General features: G+C 70.7%; 22 protein-coding genes. 6 read left to right on the forward strand and 16 right to left on the reverse strand.

Annotated features, from left to right (window positions below; all coding sequences use genetic code 11):
* The 7 genes from ABFX54_RS38365 to ABFX54_RS38395 form a co-directional block, all read right to left on the reverse strand.
* On the reverse strand, positions 1-474 hold a 474-nt coding region (locus ABFX54_RS38365; RefSeq protein WP_346111692.1), incomplete at its 3' end, for a sigma-70 family RNA polymerase sigma factor.
* Positions 475-567: 93 nt separating this feature from the next.
* On the reverse strand, positions 568-1,731 hold the full coding sequence (locus tag ABFX54_RS38370) for a lipid-transfer protein (protein WP_346111693.1): 1,164 nt from the start codon (positions 1,729-1,731) through the stop codon (positions 568-570).
* Positions 1,731-2,114: a MaoC family dehydratase gene (locus ABFX54_RS38375; RefSeq protein ID WP_346111694.1), complete on the reverse strand. Its 384-nt coding sequence runs from the start codon at positions 2,112-2,114 to the stop codon at positions 1,731-1,733. The genes ABFX54_RS38370 and ABFX54_RS38375 overlap by 1 nt, the downstream gene beginning before the upstream one ends.
* Positions 2,111-3,076, reverse strand: coding sequence for a bifunctional MaoC family dehydratase N-terminal/OB-fold nucleic acid binding domain-containing protein (locus tag ABFX54_RS38380; protein WP_346111695.1), 966 nt, complete (start codon positions 3,074-3,076; stop codon positions 2,111-2,113). The genes ABFX54_RS38375 and ABFX54_RS38380 overlap by 4 nt, the downstream gene beginning before the upstream one ends.
* The gene (locus ABFX54_RS38385; protein WP_346111696.1) at positions 3,073-4,227 is read right to left on the reverse strand and encodes an acyl-CoA dehydrogenase family protein; all 1,155 of its coding nucleotides are present in this window, start codon (positions 4,225-4,227) and stop codon (positions 3,073-3,075) included. Before ABFX54_RS38385 ends, ABFX54_RS38380 begins: the two co-directional genes overlap by 4 nt.
* The gene (locus ABFX54_RS38390; RefSeq protein WP_346111697.1) at positions 4,227-5,357 is read right to left on the reverse strand and encodes an acyl-CoA dehydrogenase family protein; all 1,131 of its coding nucleotides are present in this window, start codon (positions 5,355-5,357) and stop codon (positions 4,227-4,229) included. The genes ABFX54_RS38385 and ABFX54_RS38390 overlap by 1 nt, the downstream gene beginning before the upstream one ends.
* Entirely contained in the window at positions 5,357-6,967 is a 1,611-nt protein-coding gene (locus ABFX54_RS38395) for an AMP-binding protein (RefSeq protein ID WP_346111698.1), read from the reverse strand. The genes ABFX54_RS38390 and ABFX54_RS38395 overlap by 1 nt, the downstream gene beginning before the upstream one ends.
* 241 nt (positions 6,968-7,208) lie before the next feature.
* Here ABFX54_RS38395 and ABFX54_RS38400 point away from each other — a divergent pair, with 241 nt between their 5' ends.
* The 5 genes from ABFX54_RS38400 to ABFX54_RS38420 all read left to right on the forward strand — a co-directional run bounded on the left by ABFX54_RS38400 (position 7,209) and on the right by ABFX54_RS38420 (position 12,688).
* A complete protein-coding gene (locus tag ABFX54_RS38400) occupies positions 7,209-7,805 on the forward strand; it encodes a TetR family transcriptional regulator (RefSeq protein WP_346111739.1) in 597 nt (198 codons plus the stop codon).
* A gap of 194 nt (positions 7,806-7,999) precedes the next feature.
* The gene (locus ABFX54_RS38405; protein ID WP_346111699.1) at positions 8,000-8,992 is read left to right on the forward strand and encodes a sigma-70 family RNA polymerase sigma factor; all 993 of its coding nucleotides are present in this window, start codon (positions 8,000-8,002) and stop codon (positions 8,990-8,992) included.
* A gap of 42 nt (positions 8,993-9,034) precedes the next feature.
* Positions 9,035-10,150 carry a steroid 3-ketoacyl-CoA thiolase gene (locus ABFX54_RS38410; protein ID WP_346111701.1) on the forward strand — a complete coding sequence of 372 codons (1,116 nt, stop codon included), beginning with the start codon at positions 9,035-9,037 and terminating at the stop codon, positions 10,148-10,150.
* A gap of 809 nt (positions 10,151-10,959) precedes the next feature.
* Positions 10,960-11,982: an MBL fold metallo-hydrolase gene (locus tag ABFX54_RS38415; protein WP_346111740.1), complete on the forward strand. Its 1,023-nt coding sequence runs from the start codon at positions 10,960-10,962 to the stop codon at positions 11,980-11,982.
* Between the two features lie 25 nt (positions 11,983-12,007).
* Positions 12,008-12,688, forward strand: coding sequence for a FadR/GntR family transcriptional regulator (locus ABFX54_RS38420; RefSeq protein ID WP_346111702.1), 681 nt, complete (start codon positions 12,008-12,010; stop codon positions 12,686-12,688).
* Positions 12,689-12,792: 104 nt separating this feature from the next.
* Here the strand turns inward: ABFX54_RS38420 and ABFX54_RS38425 are convergent, their stop codons facing one another.
* On the reverse strand, positions 12,793-12,975 hold the full coding sequence (locus tag ABFX54_RS38425; protein WP_346111703.1) for a Rossmann-fold NAD(P)-binding domain-containing protein: 183 nt from the start codon (positions 12,973-12,975) through the stop codon (positions 12,793-12,795).
* Between the two features lie 14 nt (positions 12,976-12,989).
* Positions 12,990-13,502, reverse strand: a complete 513-nt coding sequence (locus tag ABFX54_RS38430) for an SDR family NAD(P)-dependent oxidoreductase (protein ID WP_346111704.1) — start codon at positions 13,500-13,502, stop codon at positions 12,990-12,992.
* A 259-nt stretch (positions 13,503-13,761) separates the two neighbouring features.
* Here ABFX54_RS38430 and ABFX54_RS38435 point away from each other — a divergent pair, with 259 nt between their 5' ends.
* The gene (locus ABFX54_RS38435) at positions 13,762-14,709 is read left to right on the forward strand and encodes a DNA polymerase ligase N-terminal domain-containing protein (RefSeq protein ID WP_346111705.1); all 948 of its coding nucleotides are present in this window, start codon (positions 13,762-13,764) and stop codon (positions 14,707-14,709) included.
* A gap of 236 nt (positions 14,710-14,945) precedes the next feature.
* On the opposite strand, the gene ABFX54_RS38440 is transcribed toward ABFX54_RS38435, so the two are convergent.
* Genes ABFX54_RS38440 through ABFX54_RS38470 form a run of 7 tightly spaced genes read right to left on the reverse strand, consistent with a single transcriptional unit; the run spans position 14,946 to position 22,319 of the window.
* On the reverse strand, positions 14,946-15,896 hold the full coding sequence (locus ABFX54_RS38440) for an aldo/keto reductase (protein WP_346111706.1): 951 nt from the start codon (positions 15,894-15,896) through the stop codon (positions 14,946-14,948).
* Complete coding sequence (locus tag ABFX54_RS38445) at positions 15,896-16,876, reverse strand: ABC transporter permease (protein ID WP_346111707.1); 981 nt, start codon at positions 16,874-16,876, stop codon at positions 15,896-15,898. The genes ABFX54_RS38440 and ABFX54_RS38445 overlap by 1 nt, the downstream gene beginning before the upstream one ends.
* A gap of 5 nt (positions 16,877-16,881) precedes the next feature.
* Entirely contained in the window at positions 16,882-18,360 is a 1,479-nt protein-coding gene (locus ABFX54_RS38450; RefSeq protein WP_346111708.1) for a sugar ABC transporter ATP-binding protein, read from the reverse strand.
* Positions 18,360-19,382 carry a sugar ABC transporter substrate-binding protein gene (locus ABFX54_RS38455; protein WP_346111709.1) on the reverse strand — a complete coding sequence of 341 codons (1,023 nt, stop codon included), beginning with the start codon at positions 19,380-19,382 and terminating at the stop codon, positions 18,360-18,362. Before ABFX54_RS38455 ends, ABFX54_RS38450 begins: the two co-directional genes overlap by 1 nt.
* 35 nt (positions 19,383-19,417) lie before the next feature.
* On the reverse strand, positions 19,418-20,170 hold the full coding sequence (locus ABFX54_RS38460; RefSeq protein ID WP_245956732.1) for an SDR family NAD(P)-dependent oxidoreductase: 753 nt from the start codon (positions 20,168-20,170) through the stop codon (positions 19,418-19,420).
* Positions 20,167-21,477: an L-fuconate dehydratase gene (locus ABFX54_RS38465; protein WP_346111710.1), complete on the reverse strand. Its 1,311-nt coding sequence runs from the start codon at positions 21,475-21,477 to the stop codon at positions 20,167-20,169. The genes ABFX54_RS38460 and ABFX54_RS38465 overlap by 4 nt, the downstream gene beginning before the upstream one ends.
* On the reverse strand, positions 21,474-22,319 hold the full coding sequence (locus ABFX54_RS38470; RefSeq protein ID WP_346111711.1) for a fumarylacetoacetate hydrolase family protein: 846 nt from the start codon (positions 22,317-22,319) through the stop codon (positions 21,474-21,476). Before ABFX54_RS38470 ends, ABFX54_RS38465 begins: the two co-directional genes overlap by 4 nt.
* Between the last annotated feature and the right edge of the window lie 368 nt (positions 22,320-22,687).

Consider the following 22,687-nt stretch of genomic DNA (forward strand, 5'->3'; position numbering starts at 1 on the left):
GGCCCGGCTGGCCAACTGCCGAGTGGCGGCGGAGCTGCGGCCGATGACGGCGGCGATCTCGTCGAACGGCACCGCGAACATGTCGTGCAGCACGAACGCCAGCCGCTCGGTCGGCTCCAGCCGCTGCAGCACGACGAGCAGCGCGAGCCCCACCGAGTCGGCCAGCAGCGCCTCCTGCTCGGGGTCCATGCCGTCGGCCCGGCTCACCACCGGATCCGGCAGGCGCTCCGCCAGCGGCTCCTCGCGGCGGGTCTCGCGGGAGCGCAGCAGGTTGAGGCAGATGCGGGCCACGACCGTGGTGAGCCAGCCGCCCATGTTCTCGACGTCGGCGGTGTCGGCCCGGTTGAGCCTGATCCACGCCTCCTGCACGGCGTCGTCGGCCTCGCTCACCGAGCCGAGCATCCGGTACGCGACGGCCCGCAGCTGACCGCGGTGCGCCTCGAAGACGCCGGTCAGGGATTCGTTGTCGTGCATCTGTCACATTCCTCGGTCGGCCCGGTCTCATCGCTTCGACCCATGAAACCGGACCGATGTGACATCGGCTCATCCGGGGCCAGGCTCCCGGCCTCAGTCGGAGGACAGGATCAGGCCGCTCGTCGGGACGCCGGTGCCGGCCGTCACGAGGACGTTCGTGACGTTCTGCAGCTGGTTGGCGGCGGTGCCCCTGATCTGGCGGACGGCCTCGGCGATGCCGTTCATGCCGTGGATGTACGCCTCCCCGAGCTGCCCTCCGTGCGGGTTGACCGGCAGGGAGCCGTCCAGCTCGATGCCGCCGTCCCTGACGAAGCCCGGCGCCTCGCCGCGGCCGCAGAAGCCGAGCTCCTCCAGCTGGGTCAGGACGAACGGGGTGAAGTGGTCGTACAGGATGGCGGTCCGGATGTCGGCGGGCGACAGCCCCGACGTCTCCCACAAACGCCGGCCGACCACGGACATCTCCGGCAATCCGCTCATGTCATCGCGGTAGTAGCTGGTCATCATCATCTGCCCCGCGCCCGCCCCCTGCGCCGCGGCCGTGATCACGGCCGGGGACCTGCGCAGATCGCGGGCGCGTTCGGTCGAGGTCACGACCAGGGCCACCGCCCCGTCGCTCTCCTGGCAGCAGTCGAGCAGGTGCAGCGGCTCGGCGATCCACCGCGACTCCTGGTGCTCCGCCAGCGTGATGGGCCGCCCGTGGAACCATGCCGCGGGATTGGTGGCGGCGTGCCTGCGCATGGCCACGGCGACCCGGCCGAAGTCCTCGGAGGTGGCGTCGTAGGTGTGCATGTAGCGGCGGGCGAACATGGCCACCCAGGCCGCGGGGGTCATCAGCCCGTACGGCACGTGCCAGCTCATCTCCAGGCCCTGCGAGGTCGGCTGGCCGGTCAGCCCGGCGTTCGGCTGGCCGAAGCGGCGGCCCGAGCGCTCGTTGAAGGCCCGGTAGCAGACCACGGTCTCCGCCATGCCGGTGGCCACGGCCATGGCCGCGTGCGCGACGGTGCCGCAGGCCGCGCCGCCGCCGTACTCGACCCGGGAGAAGAAGGTCAGGTCGCCGATCCCCGTCTCCCTGGCCACGGCGATCTCCTGGTTGGCGTCCTGGCTGTAGGTGACCAGGCCGTCCACGTCGCCGGGCGACAGGCCCGCGTCGTCGAGCGCGGCGAGCACGGCCTCCGCGGCGAGCCGCAGCTCCGTACGTCCTGACTCCTTGCTGAACTCGGTGGCACCGATGCCCGCGATGGCGGTGCTTGCCCGCACTAGACCTCCCCGGACGTCAAGGTGACAGTTGCGGTGGCGTGGTCGCCGAGGCTCACCCGGCCGCGCACCTCGACCGTGAGCCGGTCGTCCGCGCCCGCCACGACCGTCCCGGTGAAGGTGAGCCGGTCGCCCGCGTACGCCGGGACGCCGAGCTTGACGTCGATGCTCCTGATCACGGCCCGGGGGCCGGCCCAGTCGGTGACGTAACGCTCGACCAGCCCCATGGTGGTCAGGATGTTGAGGAAGATGTCCTTCGAGCCCTGGGCACGGGCGAGCGCCGTGTCGTGGTGCACCGGCGTGAAGTCCCTGGTGGCCAGGGCGGTGGAGATGACCACGGTGGGCGTGAGCTCGATCGACAGCTCGGGCAGCGCGGCGCCGATCATGACTCCTCCGGCGCCCACATGGGCAGGACGAGCCGGTCGTCCATGGCACGGTACGTCACTCTCAGCCGCATCCCGATCTCCACTTCCCCGATGGGACAGTCCACGACGTTGCCCACGATCCGTACGCCCTCCGGCAGCTCCACCACGCCCACCACGAACGGCGTCTCTCGTCCCGGCACGGGCGGATGGTGGTGCACGACGTAGCTGTAGAGGGTTCCCGTGCCGCTCGCGAGTGTGTGCGAGCGGTTGGCCGAGCGGCAGCGCGGGCACATCGGGCCCGGCGGGTGGCGCAGCTCGCCGCAGTCGGCGCAGCGCTGGATGCGCAGCTCCCCCTGCTTGGCGCCCTCCCAGAAGAACGCCGTGTCCTGGTTGACGGCGGGCTGGAGCGGATACGGCCGCAGCCCCTCGGGCCGGGGCTCCGTCTCCGTCGACTTCGGCTCTTGTGCGCGGGGGCGGAACTTCAGGACGCGGAACATCATCTCGGCCACCGGCTCGTCGCCGTCGCCGTACCAGGTGACGTTCCAGGTGGCGAAGAAGCCGACGCCGAGCGCGGTGCGTTTCGGGCCGGCCAGGCCACTGAGGCGGGTGGCCGGGGTCAGCCGCTCGCCGACGCGGGCGTAGCGGTGGTAGGTCTGCGCGCAGTTCGTCGCCACCACGCCCGTGTAGCCGTTGCCGTCGAGCGCGGCCAGCAGGTCGTCCACCGGCGAACGGCCATGCCCGGCGGCCTGCATGGTCCACACCTGGGCCATCGCGGGCGGGGCGAGGCCCCGGTCGAGGTAGGCCGGGTTGGTGTCGCCCATGGCGGTCAGCCAGTGCCTGATCATGGGGATGTTCACCGGGTCGGGGGCGGGGGCGCCGCGCATCTCGCCCAGCGCCACCTGCTTGCCCGCCAGCTCGTGCAGCTCCTCGTCCGTCATCGGGCCGATCACCGGGCTCTTCGGGCCGGTCTGCGGGCCCGTCATCTGGGCGGCCTCGGGAGGTTCAGGCCGAGCATGGCGATCAGCTCCCGCTGCACCTCGTTCACGCCGCCGCCGAACGTCAGCACCACCGCGCCCTTCACGCCGTGGTCCACCCGGTCGAGCAGCTCGGCCGTCTCGGGGTCGGACGGGTCGGCGTACCTGGCCAGGATGTCCCCGACGATCCGGCCGGCCTCCTGCATGCGCTCCGAGCCGTAGATCTTGGTGGCCGACGCGTCGGGCGCGCCCAGCCAGCCGAGGTCCATGTTGGCCGCCACCTGCCAGTTGAGCAGCTCGTTCGTCCGGAAGGCGCTCCACACCCTGGCCAGCGCCCTGCGTACGTCCGGCTCGGCGTCCAGCCCCGTGCGGCGGGCCCAGGCGCGGAAGCGGTCGTAGGTCTGGGCCAGGTTGCCGGCCGGGCCGAGCGTCACGCGTTCGTGGTTGAGCTGGTTGACGATCAGGTCCCAGCCCCTGTTGACCTCCCCGACCACCATGTCCACCGGGACGCGGACGTCGGAGTAGTAGGTCGCGTTGGTGTGGTGGCGGCCGTCCATGGTCACGATCGGGGTCCACGAGTAGCCGGGATCGTCCGTGGAGGCGATCATCATGGTGATGCCCTTGTGCTTCTTGGCGGCCGGATCGGTGCGGGCGGCGAGCCAGATGTACTGGGCGTAGTGGGCGCCGCTGGTGAAGATCTTCTGGCCGTTGACGACGTAGTGGTCGCCGTCCAGCACCGCCGTCGTCCGCAGCGAGGCCAGGTCGGTGCCGGCCTCCGGCTCGCTGTAGCCGATCGCGAAGTGGCACTCGCCGGCCAGGATGCGCGGCAGGAAGAACTCCTTCTGCGCCGGTGTCCCGTACTGCATGATCGTGGGACCGACGGTCTGCACCGTGATGATCGGGTACGGCACCCCGGCGCGGGCGATCTCGTTGGCGAAGATCTGCTGCTCCAGGGGGCCGTGGCCGCCTCCGCCGTACTCCTTGGGCCAGCCCAGGCCGAGCTTGCCGTCCCGGCCGAGGCGGCGGCAGTGCTCCATGTACGCCTCGCCGAACGGGTCGGTGGCGATCTTCGCGCGGTCGTCGGCGGTGAGGCAGTCCTGGAAGTACTCGCGCAGCTCGTCGCGGAGCGCTCGCTGCTCGGGGGTCAGGTCGATGAGCATCAGACGAGCGCTCCGATCAGGTCGAGCTGGGCGTCGGCGCCGCCGAGCAGGTGGGACAGGTGCTTGGCCTGGGCGAAGTAGCGGTGCAGCGGGTAGGTCACGTCGAGCCCGAGCCCGCCGTGCAGGTGCTGGCAGGTGTGCAGGGCCGTGACGGCCTCGCTCACGTGGTACGCGGCCAGCGCCAGGTCCTGCTCGGCCGCCAGCCCCTCCCCCAGCCGCCACAGCCCCGACCACATGGCCACGTCCAGGGCCCGGCCGGCGATGTAGACGTCGGCGATCTGCATCGTGACCGCCTGGAACTCGGCCAGCGCCCGCCCGAACTGCTTGCGCGTCCTGATGTAGGACGTGGTCAGCTCCAGTGCCCCGGCCAGCACGCCACTGGCCTGGGCCGCCACCGCGCCGGTGAGGATCAGCCGGGCGTCGCGCACCGCCTCGGGCCCCGCCACCCGCTCGGCCGGGGCGCCGTCCAGCACGATCGTGCCGGCGGGCTCTCCCGTGGAGGTGAACTCGGGGGTCGTGGGCGGGGAGTCCAGCAGGAAGAGTCCCTGGTCGGCGGAGACCAGGACCGCCGCTCCTGGGTACGGCACCGACACCTTCCGCCCGGTCAGCCGCCACCCGTCGCCGTCGGGAGTCGCGGTGGTCCGGGGCGAGCCCGGCAGGGACGGGCCGCGCGGGGGCGGGCCTTCTGGGGACGGACCTTGCGGGGACGGGCCCTGCGCTGACGGGCCCTGCGTGGAGGGGCTCTGTGGGGGTGAGCCTGGCGGGGGCGGGTCGGACAGGGCCCGGCCGGGTTCGCGCAGGGCCAGCGTGATCCGGTCGGCGCAGCGCCGCTGCTGGTCAATGCTGCCATGACGGGCCAGGGTCAACGTGCCGGCCAGCGTCGCCAGCGCGGGCACGGCGGCCGCCCGTACCCCCACCTCACGCAGCACCACACCCATCTCCACCGGCCCGAGCCCCGCGCCGCCCGCCTCCTCCGGCACGCACACGCCCATCAGCCCGGCCTGGCGGAGCCGTTCCTCGCGCCCTTCGCCGTCCCCTTCCTTGGCCCCCTCCTTGGCCCCCTCTTTAGCAAGGACCTCGATGGTCAGCTTCTTCAGATCCTGCTGGGTTTCGTCCAGGTTGAAATCCACTACGTCTCCAAGAGGTGTTGCCTGCCGTGCCGTACGAACTCCTCCTCGATCGCCTTCACGTCCGCGCCGGCCAGCGGCTGGAAGCCTCCGGGGCCGCGCCGCCAGACGGGGTCCTCCGTGCGCCACGCCTCGCGGGCGAGCCGGCGCTTGACGACCTTGTGCGAGGCCGTCTGCGGCAACTCCCCACAGACGCGGACGTACCGGGGCATCGACTTGGCGCCCAGGTCGCGGCGGGCAGTCAGGAACGCGGCGAAGGCGCCGGGGTCGAAGCTCTCCTCCAGCACGAGCGCCGCCATCACCTGGTCGCCGGCCGCCGCGTCGGGCACCGGGTACACCGCCGCCTCCACCACCCCGGCGAACTCCCGCAGCGCGGCCTCGATGGGGGCCACGGCCAGGTTCTCGCCGTCCACGCGCAGCCGCTCGGTGCCCCGGCCGGCGAAGAACACGTAGCCGTCGGCGTCCTGGTAGGCCAGATCGCCGGACCAGAACGCGCCGTCCCTGATCCGCTCCGCGTCCGCCGCCGGATCGTTGTAGTAGCCGTCGAACAGCCCGAGCCCCGCCGTGTTGACCAGCTCGCCGACGGCATCCTCCGGGTTGGTCAGGCGGCCGTCCTCGATCCGTCCCGGCGGGCAGGGACGACCGGTGAAGGGGTCGAGTATCCGTACGCCGTCGGGCAGGCGACCGAGGCAGCCCGGCGGCCCCGACGGGTCGGGGGTGAGCGAGATGGCGGTCTCCGTGGAGCCGAAGGCGTCGATGACCAGGCAGCCGAACCGCTGCCCGAACCTCCTGATCGCCACCGCGCTGCCCTCGTTCCCGAAGGCGATCTTGAGCGGGTTGTCCGCGTCGTCGGGGCGCTCGGGGGTCGCCAGCACGTAGGAGAGCGCCTTGCCGACGTAGTGCAGGTACGTGCCGCCGTACCGCCGCAGGTCGGGCAGCAGCCCTGAGGCGGAGAAGCGCCGCCGCAGCACCAGCGAGGCCCCCGAGGCGACCGCCGGGGCGTAGGCGGCCATGAGGGCTCCCGAGTGGAACAGCGGCATCGAGCAGTAGACGACGTCCGCCGGCGTGAGCATCGCCGCCAGGCTGATTCCGGGGACGGCGAGCTTGCGCTGGGTGATGCGGACGGCGCGGGGCCGGCCCGAGGTCCCCGAGGTGAAGATCAGCATCACCAGCTCCCCCGCCTCCGGCACCCTTGCGGGCTCGGCATCCGGGCCGGCGTCGGCGTCGGTGAGCGTGGTGAGGGGCAGCTCGGGAACGCCCAGCTCGCGTGACAGCCGCCGCGCCACGTCGCGGTAGGGGTCGTCGGCGAGGAGCAGGGTCACGTCCGTCGCGCGGGCGTCGCGGGCCAGCTCGGCGTCCGACCGCGTGGGGTTGAGCGCGACCACCACGTGCCCGGCCAGCGCCGCGCCCCCGATGAGGACCACCATGCCGGGAACGTTCTCGCTGAGCACCCCCACGTGCGTGCCGGGCCCGTGCCCGGACAGCCGGGCGCCGGCCGCCCGGCAGGCGGCGACGTGCTCGCGCCACGACCACACCCGCTCTTCGAACACGAGCCCGGGCCTGTCGTCCCCGGCCCGCGCGAGCAGCAGGGAGGCGAGCGTGTCCGCGGTCATCGCTCCTCCAGCAAGCGCTTGGTAAGCCACCCCGCAAACTAGAACAGATTCTAAAAGCTGTCCAGCACCAGTACGTGTCGATAGGTGGGGATATATCCGTGTAACGCCGTAGACATGGGGCAATAGGGCTCGTTTGTGACCCGCGAGTAACAAGCCGCGTTATCGAGAAATCAGATAACGTGTTCTCATGCGTACCACGCACGTGCCCGTGCCGCCTCCCGCCAGCGACACCGAGGGGACCATGGAGAGCCACCCAGCACCGGGCGGGCACAGCGTCCGTACGCGCAGCCAGCACCAACGCCGCAAGCGCATCGTGCAGGCCGCCGCGGCGCTGGCGTCGAGGGGCGGCGTCGAGGCCATGCAGATGCGCACGGTCGCCGAGCGCGCGGGCGTGGCGCTTGGCACGCTCTATCGATACTTTCCCTCCAAGATGGACCTCGTCGTCGCCGTGGTGGGCGAGGAGCTCGACCTGCTGGAGAGCAGCATCGAGCGCCGCCCGCCGGGCGCGGCCACGCCGTCGAGCCGGGCGGTCGACGTGCTCATGCGGGCCACCCGGGGGCTGATGCGCGAGCCCGAGCTGGCCGACGCGCTCATCCGGTCGCTGATCATGGCCGAGGTGCAGACCCCGTTCGGCGACCGCATGACCGGGCTGCTGCTGCGCGTCTCGGCCGACGGGCTGTCGCTGGAGGAGGCCAGTGAGGAGCAGACCGACCTCGCCGGATCGCTGGCCAGCGTGTGGGTGCAGGAGCTGCTGGAGATGTTGCGGGGGCGGCGCACGTACGACCAGATCCAGCGCCGCATCGAGACCGCCGCCGGCCGCCTGCTCGCCGACATCTGACCACCTGCGCACGGGAGCGCCCACCGGCATCGGACAGCCCCGCGCACCGGAGCACCGACCAACCTCGGCGGCGCCGCGCACGGGAGCACCGACCAGCCTCGGCAGCCGGCCGGACCGGAAAGTCCACGCACTGGTTTCGCGGGCGAGGACGAAATGAGGCCTTTCTGTCGGTGCCACCGTCTATACAGGGTTGCATGACCGACAAGCCGACGAACGAGGACTTCCTCCGGCTGGCCGACCCGATGCGGCGCGAGCTGCTGGCCCACTGTTACCGCATGATGGGCTCGGTGCACGACGCGGAAGACCAGGTGCAGGAGACCTATCTGCGCGCGTGGCGGGCGTACGAGGGCTTCGAGGGGCGTTCCTCGCTGCGCACGTGGCTCTACCGCATCGCCACCACCACGTGTCTGACCGCGCTCGACAACCGCTCCCGGCGCCCGCTGCCGACGGGCCTGGGCGCGCCGAGCGCCGACGCCGGCGCGCCGCTGGCGCAGGACGGCGAGGTGCCGTGGCTGGAGCCCGCGCCCGACGCCATGACGGGGGTCGGCGCCGACGACCTGGCCGACGTCGTGACGACCTCGCGCGAGAGCGTCAGGCTTGCCCTGGTCGCGGCGCTCCAGCACCTGCCGCCGCGCCAGCGCGCGGTGCTGATCCTGCGTGACGTGCTCAGATGGAAGGCCGCCGAGGTGGCCGAGGCGGTCGGCATCTCGACCGCGGCCGTCAACAGCATCCTCCAGCGGGCCCGCGCCCAGCTCAGCGAAGCCTCGCCCAGCCTCGACGACCCGGTGGGGCCGCTCACGGCGGAGCAGCGGGCCCATCTGGAGCGCTATGTCGCCGCGTTCGAAAACTACGACGTCGACGGGCTCGTCCACCTGTTCACCGAGGACGCGATCTGGGAGATGCCGCCGTTCGTCGGGTGGTATCAGGGGCCGGAGGCGATCGCCGAGCTCACCAGGACCCACTGCCCCGCGCAGGGTCCCGGCGATCTCAAGCTGGTGCCGATCGAGGCCAACGGGCAGCCGGCCTTCGCCGTCTACCACCGCGCCGACGGCGTCTACGGCCAGTTCGCGATCATGGTGATCACGTTCAGGGGCGACCGGGTCGGGCATGTCGGCATGTTCTTCGAGGAGTCGCTGTTCGAGACGTTCGGGATGCCGGCCAAGTGGGAGGGTTCCGAAACAAAGTAGAACGCGTTACAGTCGCGCCAGAGTATCGTTCTGGAGGCGGCTATGAGCACCCCTGTGATCGTCGAGGCCGTACGTTCCCCGATCGGCAAGCGGGCGGGCTGGCTCTCCGAGCTCAAACCGCAACAGGTTCTGGCCGGGACGCTCAACGGGCTCGTCGAGCGCTCCGGCATCGACCCCGCGATCGTGGACCAGGTCTTCACCGGCTGCGTCACCCAGGCCGGCGAGCAGGGCGGTCATGTCGGCCGGCACGCGTGGCTCTACGCGGGGCTGCCGTACCAGACCGGTGTCACCACCGTCGACGCCCAGTGCGGCTCCTCGCAGCAGGCCGTGCACCTGGTGGCGGCACTGATCCGCGCGGGCGTGATCGAGGCGGGCATCGGGTGCGGCATCGAGGTCATGAGCCGGGCGCCGCTGGGCAGCAACGTCCGGCCCGCGCGCCCCAGGCCCGACGACTGGGCCATCGATCTGCCCGACCAGTTCACCGCCGCCGAACGCATCGCCAGGCGACGGGGGCTCACCCGGGAGCGGCTCGACTGGTTCGGCGCGCGTTCCCAGCGGCTGGCCGCCAAGGCGTGGGCCGACGGGCGGTTCGAGCGGGAGATCGTCCCGATCGGCGACGTCCGCAGGGATCAGGGCCTGCGTGAGACCACCGTCGAGAGCCTGGCCGGGCTGAAGCCGGTGATCGAGGACGGCCTGCACACGGCCGGCACCTCCTCCCAGATCTCCGACGGCGCGGCGGCCGTGCTGGTCATGAGCGAGCAGGCCGCACGACGCCACGGCCTGCGCCCCCGCGCCCGCATCCTGGCGCAGGCCCTGGTCGGGGCCGAGCCGTACTACCACCTCGACGGCCCCGTCGACGCCACGGCCAAGGTGCTTTCCTCGGCCGGCATGACGATGGGCGACCTCGACCTGTTCGAGGTGAACGAGGCGTTCGCCGCGGTCGTCCTGTCCTGGGCCGGCGTGCACGAGCCTGACCTCGACCGCGTCAACGTCAACGGCGGCGCCATCGCCCTCGGCCACCCGGTGGGCGCCACGGGGGCGCGCCTGATCACGACGGCGTTGCACGAACTGGAACGGTCGGACTCGGCGACGGCGCTGGTCACGATGTGCGCGGGCGGGGCCCTGGCCACGGCCACCATCCTGGAACGGGTCGGCTGACCACGTGCTCACCCCGCCCCACCCGACCCCTTTCGCGACGCCCCGCGCCCAACCGCCCCTTTCCCCGATGCCCCGCACCCGACCGATCCTCATCACGACAGACCACTCCCGGCCGGTCCTTTCCCCAACGGCCCACGCCCGGCCGACCACGTATCTGACCCTTACCTTGTCGATCACATCCGGCCAGCCCCATCCACGATCGACCACGCCCCGCCGACCGCACGCCCGCCGATCGGCCGGCGCCTGCCACGTTCCATCACGCCCAAGCCGACCACACGCGCGGCCCCTTCCACGATCGACCACGCCCCGCCGACCGCACGCTCGACTGCTCGGCCCCTCCCGCGTTCCATCACGCCCGGCCTGCCACGTGCCCGTTTGCAACCGCACACGGCCAGGCGACCACGGGTCAGGCCGATTCACGATCACGGCCGGGCGACCACGTGCGCGTCCCCTTCCACCACCGACCACCGCCGGATTACCGCGCACCGACCCATGCCACGATCAACAACACCCAACCCCCGCACGCCCAGTCCATTCGCCATCGACCACAGGCCGACGGACCGCCCACCCAGCCCATTCACCGCAGGCCGGCTGACCACACGCCCGACCCACTCACAACCGACCGCGGACCGGCTGACCACACGTTCAGCCCACTCCCGAGCCAGGCACGACCGACCGCGGACCGGCAGACCACCCACCCGACCCACTGACCCACTCACGACCGCGAACCATCCGACTTATTGCCCATTTCACAATCGGGGCCGGTGGCGCGCATACTCGCCGGAGCACGTACCGACATCGGGGGATTTATGAAGACCAGGCGCAGGCCGTACGCCGAGCAGCGGCCGCAGGATCTCGGTGGCGGGGTGTGGAGCGTGCCGGTGCCGATTCCCGGCAATCCGCTCGGCTACACCCTCGTCTACGCCATCGAGTCACCCAAGGGCCCCGTACTGATCGACGCGGGCTGGAACCACCCCGACGCCTGGGAGGCGCTCAGCGGCGGGCTCGCGGCGCTGGGGCTGGACGTGAGCGCGGTCAGCGGGGTGGTTGTCACCCATTTCCACCCCGACCACGCGGGCCTGGCCGGACAGGTCAGGCAGGTGTCCGGCGCGTGGATCGCCATGCACGAGGCCGATGCCGCGCTCGTCCGGCTCATCAACGAGTACGAGGCAGGCGCGCAGGCCGAGATGCAGGCCGACATGCTCAGGCGGGCCGGCGCCGACCCGGCCGAGGCCGCGCAGGCCGTGGGCGAGCGTCCCATACCTCCGGCCCAGCCCGACCGCGTCCTGCGTGACGGCGACCTGGTCGACCTGCCGGGCCGCAAGCTGCGTGCCCTGCACACCCCCGGTCACACACCGGGCCACATCTGCCTGCACCTTGAGGACGCCGACCGCCTGTTCACCGGCGACCACGTTCTCCCCGACATCACACCCCACGTCGGGATTTATCCGTACGACCGTGACGACATCGACCCGCTGGGCGACTTCCTGGACTCGCTCAACCGCGTGGGCGATCTCGGCCCACTCGATGCCCTCCCCGCCCATGAATGGATATTTCCTGATGTGGCCGCACGAGCCGTTCAGATCCGACACCATCACGAGGAGAAGCTCGACCGGCTGCGCGCCCTCCTGGCTCAGCGGCCGCAACCGCTGACCATCTGGGAGGTCGCCTCGATGATGACGTGGAACAGGCCGTGGGAGGATCTGGCTCCCGTGCTGAAAGGCATGGCGGCCGGCGAAGCAGCCGCCCACTTGCGCACGCTGGAGGCCCGGGGCCTGATTTCGCGCGTCACCGGTGTCGAACCTGTCCGCTTCCACGCTCTAGACTCCTAGACATCCGATGTCTAGGGAGAAGAGCGTGGCGGTCACCGACGCGGCCATCGACAAGATCAAGCAGATGATCCTCTCGGGGGAGCTGGCCCCCGGCGACCGGCTGCCGAAGGAGGCCGACCTCGCCGAGCGGCTCGGCCTGTCACGCAACTCGCTGCGCGAGGCGGTGCGCGCGCTGTCGCTCATCAACGTCCTGGACGTACGCCAGGGCGACGGCACGTACGTCACCAGCCTGGAGCCCCGCCTGCTGCTGGACACGATGTCGTTCGTGCTCGACCTGCACCGGGACGACACGGTGCTGCAGTTCTTCGAGGTCCGGCGCATCCTCGAACCGGCCGCCACGGCGATGGCGACGGAGCAGATGACCGAGACCGACATCGAGGAGCTGCGCGTGATCCTCGAATCCCTGCCCGCCCGGCCCACGATCGAGGAACTGGTCGCCAACGACCTGCAGTTCCACCTGCGGATCGCGCAGGGCTCGGGCAACAGCGTGCTCTGCTCGTTCATCGAGAGCCTGTCGGGCCCGACCACCCGGGCGCGCATCTGGCGGGGGCTCACGCAGGAGGGCGCGATGGAGAAGACGCGCGAGCAGCACACCGCCATCTACGAGGCCATCGCCGCCCGCCAGGCCGACGTGGCCCGCTCGTGGGCGACCGTCCACGTGGCCGGCGTGGAATCGTGGCTGCGCCGAGCCCTCGAACTCGACTGACCATCACGGCGAAACGCCGCGCGCTCGCCGGATCACGCGCCGGATCGCGCGCCGGATCGCGCGCCGGATCGCGCGCCGGATCGCGCGCCGGATCGCGCGTCGGATCACCAGGGCAGGATCCCGTCCGGCTCGTCGAGGAAGGTCCCTGTGGGCGCGTCCTGCAGGGTGACCAGGCGAGCGACCCGCCGGCCGCCCTCGTCGGCGCTCAGCACGCCGCGGTGACCGTTCAGATCGGTGGCGCAGAAGCCGGGCGAGATGGCGTGGACCCTGATGGGGGTGCCGCGCAACTCCTCGGCCTACATCAAGGTGACGGCGTTGAGCGCGGCCTTGGAGGAGTTGTAGGCCAGCAGCGTCGCGTACCGCCGCAGTTCGGGGGCGGGTCGGTGAGGAAGGCGACGGTGCCGAGGCCGCTGGAGACGTTCGCGACGCGCCCGGCCGGCGATCTGCGCGACAGCGGGAGCATGGCGTTGGTCACGGTGACGACACCGAGCACGTTCGTCTCGTAGACCTCGCGCAGGGCGGCGACCGGCAGTTCGATCGGGCCGCGACCTTGGTCGCGGCTGATCGCGGCGTTGTTGATCAGCAGGTCCAGCCGGCCGTGCTCGCGCTCGACCCGGTCGGCCGCTGCCCGGGCCGTTGCCGGTTCGGTGACGTCGAGGCGGACGAGACGGACATCCAACCCCTCGGCGGCCAGCTCGGCCACCGCTTCGACGCCCCGGCCCAGTTCGTGGTGCTCTACACCGCGGCGCCGGGTTCGCCGTCGTACGAGGCGCTGCGCCTGCTGAAGGTCCTCGGGGCACCGGATCCACGACACTCACCCGAGACCCGAGCACGAACCGGACACCTTGATCGAGGACGCGGGAGCGGACGTCGCGGACCTCAGCCTGGAGGCACACATCGGAGGAATCTTCCGGCGCCGCTGAAGCGCGCGGCAGGCGGGACACCATCACACCGGCCGGCCCCGTACAGAACCCGGACCCGCACCGGCCGGCCCCGTACCGGACTCGGACCCCGGACCCGGACCCGGACCCGGACCCCGATCGGGGACGACGACAGCGGGTAGTACCGGTGCTGTGGCCGACAAACTGGAGCGATACCGGAGCAAGCGCGACCCAGCCCGCACCCCCGAGCCCGTCCCCGACGCTCCCTCCCCCACCCCCGGCGGGAACGCCTTCGTCGTCCAGGAGCATCACGCCCGATCCCTGCACTGGGACCTGCGCCTGGAGCGTGACGGCGTGCTGGTCTCCTGGGCCGTCCCCAAGGGCCTGCCCGCCGACCCCGGCACCAACCACCTGGCCGTGCACACCGAGGACCACCCGATGGAGTACCTCACCTTCCACGGCGAGATCCCGCAGGGCGAGTACGGTGGCGGCACCATGACCGTCTGGGACACCGGCACGTACGACGTGGAGAAGTGGGCGGATCGCGAGGTCAAGTTCGTCCTGCACGGAAAGCGAGCCTCGGGCCGGTTCGTGCTGTTCCAGACCCGGGGCAAGAACTGGATGATCCACCGCATGGACGGCGCCGCCCGCGACCCGTTCCCGCCGCTGGAGCCCATGCTGCCCACGCGCCGCACCAAGATCCCGAAGGACGCCTCGGCCTACGCCTTCGAGTTCGCCTGGGGCGGCCGGCGCCTCCTGGTGCCCATCGACGGGGGCCGCACGGACGCCTCCAGGGAGCACCCGTGGCTGCGCGGACTGGCCGAGTCGTTCGGCAGCCGCACGGCGGTGCTGGACGGCGAGCTCGCCACGCTGGGCGGCGCGGAGCTGCTCGTCTTCTACGACCTCCTGTACGACGACGGCCACTCCCTAACGGCACGCCCGTACACGGAACGACGGGCGGCCCTGGAGGCGCTGAACCTGACAGGCGCCCGCTGGCAGACCGCACCGGCCTGGCCAGGGGAGGCGGAGCCGGTACGGCAGGCGGCGCGGGAGCAGGGCCTGCCGGGGGTGGTCGCCAAACGCCTCGACTCACCGTACGAGCCGGGCCCCTCGAAATCCTGGCTCCTCCTCCCACCCTGACCGCCCACCAGCAGCCTGCGACCACCCACCACGCACCCAGCGATCAATCACCCACGAGCTCTGCGAACAATCGCCCACACACGTAGCGACCGATCAACCACCAACCTGCGTCGAGCAGGGGAAACGGTCAGCTCACGTTCGACGGCTTCTCTCCGGCAAACCGAGCATGCGTTTGCTCTAAGTCGGGCTCGTTCCGATGGATGCGACCGCCGGTCGCCGACCTGGTCGTTCCTCCTTCAGCCGTCGATGGTCAGGAGACCTTCAGCTCGCAAGTCCTCCCACAGTTCCTCAGGCACCGGCCGTGACCACAACTCAGCGTTCCGTACGACCTCCTCCGGCGCCCGCGCCCCCACGACGATCGTCGCCACCGCCGGATGCCGCAGCGGAAAGGCCATGGCCGCCTGAGGCAGGGAGACCCCGTGGCGGTGGCAGACGTGGGCGATGCGCTTCGCCTTGTCCAGCAGTTCCGCCGGCGCCGGTACGTAGTCGTAGGTTCCCGACGGCTCGTCGGTGGCCAGGATGCCGCTGTTGAAGACCCCGGCCGCGAGCACCTTGACGCCCCGCAGTACGCACTCCTCCAGCAGCGGCAGCCCCGACTGGTCGAGCAGGGTGTAGCGGCCGGCGAGCATGACGACGTCGACGTCGGTCTCCTGGACGAAGCGCAGCGGCGCCTGCCACTGGTTCATCCCCACACCGACCGCCCGGATCCGCCCCTCCGCCCGCAGTTCGGCCAGCGCCGGGTACGCCTCGGCGAGGGCCTGGTCAACGTGGTCGTCGGGGTCGTGGATGAGGGCGATGTCCACGGCCGGGAGGCCGAGGCGGGCCAGGGACTCCGCCAGCGACGTACGCACGCCGTCCCGGCTGAAGTCCCACACCCGTTCCAGCTCGGCCGGCACGTCGAAGCCCTGTCCGTCCCGATCCGGGCCCCCCGCACGCCCGCCGGACGTCCGGAGGAGGCGGCCGACCTTCGTGGACAGGAGGTAGCCGGAGCGGCCGACCAGTGCCGCGCCCATCCGCTGTTCCGACAGGCCCAGGCCGTAGTGTGGCGCGGTGTCGTACAGGCGTACCCCGCTCTCCCACGCCGCGTCGATCGTGGCGCGGGCCGTCTCGCCGGCGACCGCGTCGTACAGGTTGCCGATCGGAGCGCCGCCGAAGCCGTGGCGGGGCAGGTCGATCCCGCGTTCCATCAATCTTGTGCCTTTCCTCCCGCGATCCGGCTGATCATCAGGGCGATCAGGATGATCGCACCGTAGATGACCGGCTGCCAGAAGCCCGAGACGCCGATGAGGGTGAGGATGTTCTGGACCAGGCCGATCACCAGGACGCCGGTGAGCGCGCCGAGGATCGTGCCCTTGCCTCCGTCCATGCTGACACCGCCGATGACGGCCGCGGCGAACACCATGAAGATCCAGCCGACACCCTGGTTGTTGCCGATCGCCCCGAGTCGTCCGGTCTCCAGGATGCCGGCCAGGGCGGCGAGCGTGCCGCCCAGGATGAAGACGCCGTACAGCACCCTGTCCACGCGGATGCCGGCCGCGCGGGCCGCGTCGACGTTGCCGCCGATCGCGTAGAGCGAGCGGCCGAGCCTGAGGTAGCCGAGCCCGAAGATGCCCGCCGCGAACAGCGCGCCGGCGATCCAGATGGCCGCCGGCAGGCCGAGCCACAGCGCGCTGCCCAGGTAGAGGATCGAGTCGGGCAGCTGGAAGAGGGTCTTGCCCTCGCTCGGCCCCTGGAGGAAGCCGTGCACGATGATCAGCATGGCCAGCGTGACGATGAACGCCGACAGCTGGAACCTGATGATCAGAAACCCGTTGAACGCCCCGATCGCCGCCCCGATGAGCAGGGCCAGCGGGATCACCAGCGCCCCGGGCAGGCCGATGCCGAATCCGCCCGCCGCCACGGGGACGACCAGCATCACCGCGATGGCCGGCGCGGTGCCCACCGTGGACTCCAGCGAGAGGTCGAACTTCCCGGCGATCAGGATCATCGCCTCGGCCAGCACGAGCAGCGAGATCGCCGCCTGCTGCTGCAGCACGTTCGTCAGGTTGCCCGCCGTCAGGAACGTCGGGTCCAGGACCGCGCCCACGACCAGCAGGATCACGATCACCGGTACGAGAGTCAGGTCGCGGAACCTGGCCAGCCGCACCCGGGGGGCCGGTGCAGTCAAAGTGGTCACTCTTCCATGCCTTCCATCACGGCCACGAGCTCGTGGTCGGTCCAGCCACGTGGCACGTCCTTGACGACCCTGCCGTGGAACATCACCAGCACCCTGTCGCAGATCCGCAGGTCGTCGAGCTCGTCGGAGACCAGGACGGCCCCCGCTCCCCGCTCGACCGCGTCCTCGACGGCGCCGAGCAGGGCCTGCTTGGCCTTGACGTCGACGCCGGCGGTCGGGTTGATCACGACGAGAACGGTCGGGTCGTCCACGAGCGCGCGGGCGAACACGACCTTCTGCGCGTTTCCTCCGGACAGGTCGGCGACGGGCTGGTCGGGGCCCTCGGTCTTGATGTCGAGGGAGCCGATCATCCGCTCCGCCGTGTCGCGCCGCCTGGAGGGACTGATCAGTCCGTAACGCCCCAGCTTGCGGGCGATCGGGAAGGTGGCGTTCTCCCCGACCGACAGCAGCGGGACGAACCCCTCGTGGTGGCGGTCCTCGGGGACGAACCCGAGCCCCGCCTTCATGGCTGCGGGCACGTCGCCTGGCCTGACCTTGGTGCCGTTGATCGTGACCGTGCCGGTGTCGGCCCTGCGCAGCCCGACCAGCGTCTCGGCCAGGCCGACCTTGCCGCTGCTCGCGGAGCCGGCCAGGCCGACGACCTCGCCGGACCGTACGGAGATGTCGATGCCGGAGTAGCGGCCGGCCAGGCCGAGGTTCTCGCCCGAGAGCACCACGGTCTCGCCGGGGGTGCGGGAGCGGGCCTCGTACACCGCCGTGGCCTCCCCCGTCATCGCGGCGACCAGCTCGTCGTGCGGCAGGTCGGCGACCGGCCTGGTCGTGACGTGCCGGGCGTCGCGGAAGACGGTGACGCTCTGGCAGATCTCGTAGACCTCGTCGAGATGGTGGGAGATGTACATCACCGTGACGCCCTGCTCGCGCAGCGACCGCATGCGGGTGAACAGCCGCTCGATGGCCGGGCCGTCGAGCCGGGCGGTCGGCTCGTCGAGGATGATGAACCTGGCCCCGAACGACAGCGCGCGGGCGATCTCGACGAGCTGGCGCTGCTCCACGCTCAGGTCGCCGGCCAGCGCCTGCGCGTCCACGTCCACCTCGTACGTGTCGAGCACCTCGCGCGCCCGGCCCGCCAGCGCGCGCCAGTTGATCAGTCCCTTGTCGGACTGGCGGTTGAGGAACAGGTTCTCGGCGACCGTCAGCGCCGGGATGATCGTGGACTTCTGGTATACGCAGGCCACCCGCCGGCGCCAGGCGTCGCGGTCGGCGAGGGCGGGCGCCGGCTGTCCGGAGAACAGCACCTCGCCCTCGTCCGGCCGCTGGAGCCCGGTGAGGATCGACACGAGGGTGGACTTCCCCGCGCCGTTCCTGCCGACGAGCGCGTGCGTCTCACCCTCCTCGATCGCGATCCGCGCGCCGGCCAGGGCGGTGGTCGGTCCGAAGCGTTTGACGACGTCCCGGGCTTCGACGTGGACGTTCATCACTTGACCTGGTTGCCCCAGAGGGCCTGGTCGTCCACGTTCTCCTTGGTCACCAGCGGCGCGGGAAGCTGGTCCTCCAGGCCGTTGGGGAGCTGGATGATCGTGCTGCCGTGGTCGGTCGGGCCGGGTTTGAACGTCTTGCCGTCCGCCGCCGCCTTGGCGTAGAAGAGGGCGTATTTGGCGTACAGGTCGGCCGGCTGCGACACCGTGGCGTCGATGTCGCCCTTCCTGATCGACTCGAACTCCTGCGGGATCCCGTCGTTGGAGATCACGAAGACGTGCTTGGGGTCGCTCGGCGGGACCAGCAGGCCCTTCTGCTTGAGCACCTGCAGCGTGGGAGCCAGATGAACACCACCGGCATGCATGTAGATGCCCTTGATGTCCGGATTCTGCTCCAGGCGGGTCTGCAGCATGGAGGCCGCCTTGCTGCCCTCCCACTCGGTCGGCTCGCTGAACACCGTGATCCCCGGGAACTTGCTCTTCATGCACTCCAGGAACGCCTCCGACCTGTCACGGCCGTTGATCGAGCTGAGCGCACCCTGGAGCTGCACGACCTTGCCCTTGCCGCCGAGCTTCTCGCCGAGGAACTCGCACGCCTTCGTGCCGTACGCGCGGTTGTCGGCGCGTACGACCATGAAGACGTTGCCCTTGTCCGGCCGGGTGTCGACGGTCACGACGGGGATCTTCTTGTTCTCCAGCTGCTGGAGGGTGTTGGCGATGGCGCCCGTGTCCTGCGGGGCCATGACGATGACCTTCGCGCCCTGACCGATCAGCGCCTGCACGTTGTTGACCAGCTTGGCCACGTCGTTCTGCGAGTTCGTGGCGGGCATCAGGTCCACCTTGAGCTCGCCGGCCATCTGGGGGACGTACTTGATGTAGGAGTTCCAGAAGTCGGAGTCGGCCCGGGGGTGGTCGATGCCGACCTTCCCGCCGCCGCCTCCTGCTTCCGTCGTCGTGCCTGCGCCACACGCGGTCACGACCGCCAAGAGGGCCGCTCCCGCGACCACCCGACCGAGCTTCATTTTGGGGGGTACCTTCCTTGTTGGTTGGCGTTGGCCTAGTTGGCCGGCCTCAGTCGCAATCCCTGCATGCCACCGTCGACCGCGAGCGTGGTGCCGGTGGTGGCGCCGGCCTCGGGGCCGGCCAGGTAGGCGATCGCCGAGGCGACCTCCTCGGCGGTGACCAGGCGGCCCATCGGCTGCCTGGCGTTGAGCGCGGCCCGCTCCGCCTCCGGATCGCCGGCCGCGTCCAGCAGCCTGGCGACCCACGGCGTGTCAGCTGTGCCCGGGTTGACGCAGTTGACCCGGATGCCCTCTCTGATGTGGTCCGCGGCCATGGCCAGCGTCAGCGACAGCACCGCGCCCTTGGTAGCGCTGTAGAGCGCGCGCTGCGGCAGCCCGGCGGTGGCCGCGATCGAGCACGTGTTCACGATCGACGCGTGCTCCGACCTCCTCAGGTACGGCAGCGCGGCCCGCGCCACGCGGACCATGCCGAGCACGTTGACGTCGAAAACCTTGTGCCACTCGCTGTCGGGGTTGTCCTCGATCGTGCCCTGCGCCCCGATGCCCGCGTTGTTGACGAGCACGTCGATCCCGCCGAGCCGTTCGGCGGCCTCGGCCACCGCGGCCCGCACGCCCGCGTCGTCGGTGACGTCGGCCTTGATCCCGATGAACGGCTCACCGGGCGGGTTGAGGTCGAGGCAGGCGACCTTCATCCCGCGCTCGGCCAGCGCGGTGGCCGCGGCCAGCCCGATCCCGGACCCGCCGCCGGTCACGACCGCTTTCAGACCCTCACTCGTCGTACGGCTCACGCCTCGTCCCTCCAAACCTCGCCGCCGGGGAAGGCGTGGGCGGCGATCGACTCCTGGTGCATCTCCGCGCTGAACCCCGGCCTGGACGGAGCCACGTAGCGGCCGTCACGGATCACCACGGGGTCCACGAAGTGCTCGTGCAGGTGGTCGACGTATTCGATGACGCGGCCGTCCATGGTGCCCGTCACCGCCACGTAGTCGAACATCGACAGGTGCTGCACCAGCTCGCACAGCCCGACCCCGCCCGCGTGCGGGCAGACCGGCACGCCGAACTTGGCCGCCAGCAGCAGGATCGCCAGATTCTCGTTGACCCCGCCGACGCGGGCGGAGTCGATCTGCAGGAACGAGATGGCCTCGGCCTGCAGCAGCTGCTTGAAGACGATGCGGTTCTGGACGTGCTCGCCGGTGGCCACCCTGATGGGCGCGATGCCCCTGGCGATGGCGGCGTGGCCGAGGATGTCGTCGGGGCTGGTCGGCTCCTCGACCCAGTGCGGGTCGAACTCGCCCAGCGCGTTGACCCACTCGATCGCCGAACCGACGTCCCAGCGCTGGTTGGCGTCGATCGCGATCGGGAAGCCGTCACCGCACACCTCGCGGGCCACCCTGAACCGCCGCCGGTCGTCCTCAAGGTCGGCGCCGACCTTGAGCTTGATCTGCCCGAACCCCTGCTCGAGCGCCTCCTTGCAGAGCCGCCGCAACTTCTCGTCACCGTAGCCGAGCCAGCCTGGGGAGGTCGTGTACGCGGGATAACCTGTCTCGATGAGCCGTCGAATCCGCTCAGCCTTCCCCTTTTCCTGATTTTTCAGGATTTCCAGGGCTTCGTCCTTGGTCAACGCGTCGCTCAGGTAGCGGAAGTCGATGAGCTCGACGATCTCCTCGGGCGACATCTCGGACAGCAACCGCCACAGCGGCTTGCCCTCCCGCTTCGCCTTGAGGTCCCACAGGGCGTTGACCACGGCGGAGATCGCCATGTGCATGACGCCCTTCTCCGGCCCCAGCCAGCGCAGCTGCGAGTCGTTGACCATGTCCTTGTAGAGCGTGCCGAGGTCTTCGGCGTCCTTGCCCACCACGTACGGCTCCAGCGCGCCGATCGCCGTGGTCTGGATGTCGTTGCCGCGCCCGATCGTGAACGCGAACCCGTGCCCCTCGTAGCCGTCGTCGGTCTTCAGCACCACATAGGCGGCCGAGTAGTCGGGGTCGGGATTCATCGCGTCGGAGCCGTCGAGCTCGCGGGACGTCGGAAACCGCACGTCGTGCGTCTCCATCGCCACGATCCGGTACGGACTCCCGCCCGCCGTCACCGTCATGCCTGCCCCACCGTCTGCCGTTGCCGCCCCAATCCCTCGATCTCCAGCTCCATCACGTCACCGGCCCGCAGGTACGGCTGCCCCGGCATCCCCATGGCAACACCCGCCGGCGTACCCGTGTTGATCACGTCGCCCGGCTCCAGCACCATGAACTGGCTCAGATACCGCACGACCTCCGCCACGTCGAAGATCATGTTCTTGGTGTCGCCGTCCTGCCGCAGCTCCCCGTTCACCCACAGGCGCATGCCCAGCCGCTGCGGGTCGCTCACCTCGTCGGCCGTCACCAGCCAGGGGCCGAGCGGGTTGAACGTCTCGCACGACTTGCCCTTGTCCCACTGACCGCCGCGCTCCAGCTGGAACTCGCGCTCGGAGACGTCGTTGGAGATCGCGTAGCCGGCGATCACATCGAGCGCCTCCTCGCGGCTGCGCAGATATCGCGCCTCCCGCCCGATGACGACGGCCAACTCCACCTCCCAGTCGGTCTTGACGCTGGCCCGGGGCACGAGCACCTCGTCGTACGGACCCACCATGGTGTTGCTCGCCTTCATGAACACCACCGGCTCCTCCGGCACCGCCGCGCCCGACTCGGCCGCGTGGTCGCTGTAGTTGAGCCCGATGCAGACGATCTTCCCCGGCCGGGCGACCGGCGCACCGACCCTCACCCCCTCCTCCTCGACCACGGGCAGGTCACCACGCTCCAGGGCCGCACGAACCCGGGCCACTCCGCCGGAGGCGAAGAAGGCCCCGTCGATCTCGGGCTCCCCGAAGTCGCGCAGTTTCCCCGCATCGTCCATGACCACCGGCCGCTCCTGACCGACGGGTCCCACTCGCAGCAGCTTCACACACGTTCCTTCTCATATACATCGGATGTCTTGTTTCCTGATGCTGGTGCGATGGGGTGGAGCATGTCAAGGGCGTCAAGCCGGATACCTCCGATCCGCGACCTCGAAATACACCCCTTCGGCGGGTCGGTTCCCTGTGAACCCACTTAACCGCTCCGATCGCTGACTTCACAGACTCGAAATGTGACTCTCGAATACATCGGACGACAGCTAGGACGGCTACAGGCAGCACCTGGGCAGCGGGCGGCGAGGAAATTCGGCATCGAGCCAGGCACGGGTTGGGGCGTGGGGGCGTAGCGGCGGGGTGCGGTGCGAGGCGGGTGGAGGCGATGGCGCGGATGGGTGGATGGGTCGCCGAGAGGGCTCTG

Source organism: Nonomuraea maheshkhaliensis, from assembly GCF_039529435.1.
Taxonomy (GTDB): Bacteria; Actinomycetota; Actinomycetes; order Streptosporangiales; family Streptosporangiaceae; genus Nonomuraea; species Nonomuraea maheshkhaliensis.

Bases quoted from the DNA above. Each gene is read 5' to 3' on its own strand.
- ABFX54_RS38400 (WP_346111739.1), top strand. From the start codon at position 7,209: ATGGAGAGCCACCCAGCACCGGGCGGGCACAGCGTCCGTACGCGCAGC.
- ABFX54_RS38465 (WP_346111710.1), bottom strand. From the start codon at position 21,477: ATGACGGTGACGGCGGGCGGGAGTCCGTACCGGATCGTGGCGATGGAG.
- ABFX54_RS38455 (WP_346111709.1), bottom strand. From the start codon at position 19,382: ATGAAGCTCGGTCGGGTGGTCGCGGGAGCGGCCCTCTTGGCGGTCGTG.
- ABFX54_RS38450 (WP_346111708.1), bottom strand. From the start codon at position 18,360: ATGAACGTCCACGTCGAAGCCCGGGACGTCGTCAAACGCTTCGGACCG.
- ABFX54_RS38375 (WP_346111694.1), bottom strand. From the start codon at position 2,114: ATGATCGGCGCCGCGCTGCCCGAGCTGTCGATCGAGCTCACGCCCACC.
- ABFX54_RS38405 (WP_346111699.1), top strand. From the start codon at position 8,000: ATGACCGACAAGCCGACGAACGAGGACTTCCTCCGGCTGGCCGACCCG.
- ABFX54_RS38415 (WP_346111740.1), top strand. From the start codon at position 10,960: ATGAAGACCAGGCGCAGGCCGTACGCCGAGCAGCGGCCGCAGGATCTC.
- ABFX54_RS38440 (WP_346111706.1), bottom strand. From the start codon at position 15,896: ATGGAACGCGGGATCGACCTGCCCCGCCACGGCTTCGGCGGCGCTCCG.
- ABFX54_RS38385 (WP_346111696.1), bottom strand. From the start codon at position 4,227: ATGCTCATCGACCTGACCCCCGAGCAGCGAGCGCTCCGCGACGAGCTG.
- ABFX54_RS38380 (WP_346111695.1), bottom strand. From the start codon at position 3,076: ATGACGGGCCCGCAGACCGGCCCGAAGAGCCCGGTGATCGGCCCGATG.
- ABFX54_RS38395 (WP_346111698.1), bottom strand. From the start codon at position 6,967: ATGACCGCGGACACGCTCGCCTCCCTGCTGCTCGCGCGGGCCGGGGAC.
- ABFX54_RS38410 (WP_346111701.1), top strand. From the start codon at position 9,035: ATGAGCACCCCTGTGATCGTCGAGGCCGTACGTTCCCCGATCGGCAAG.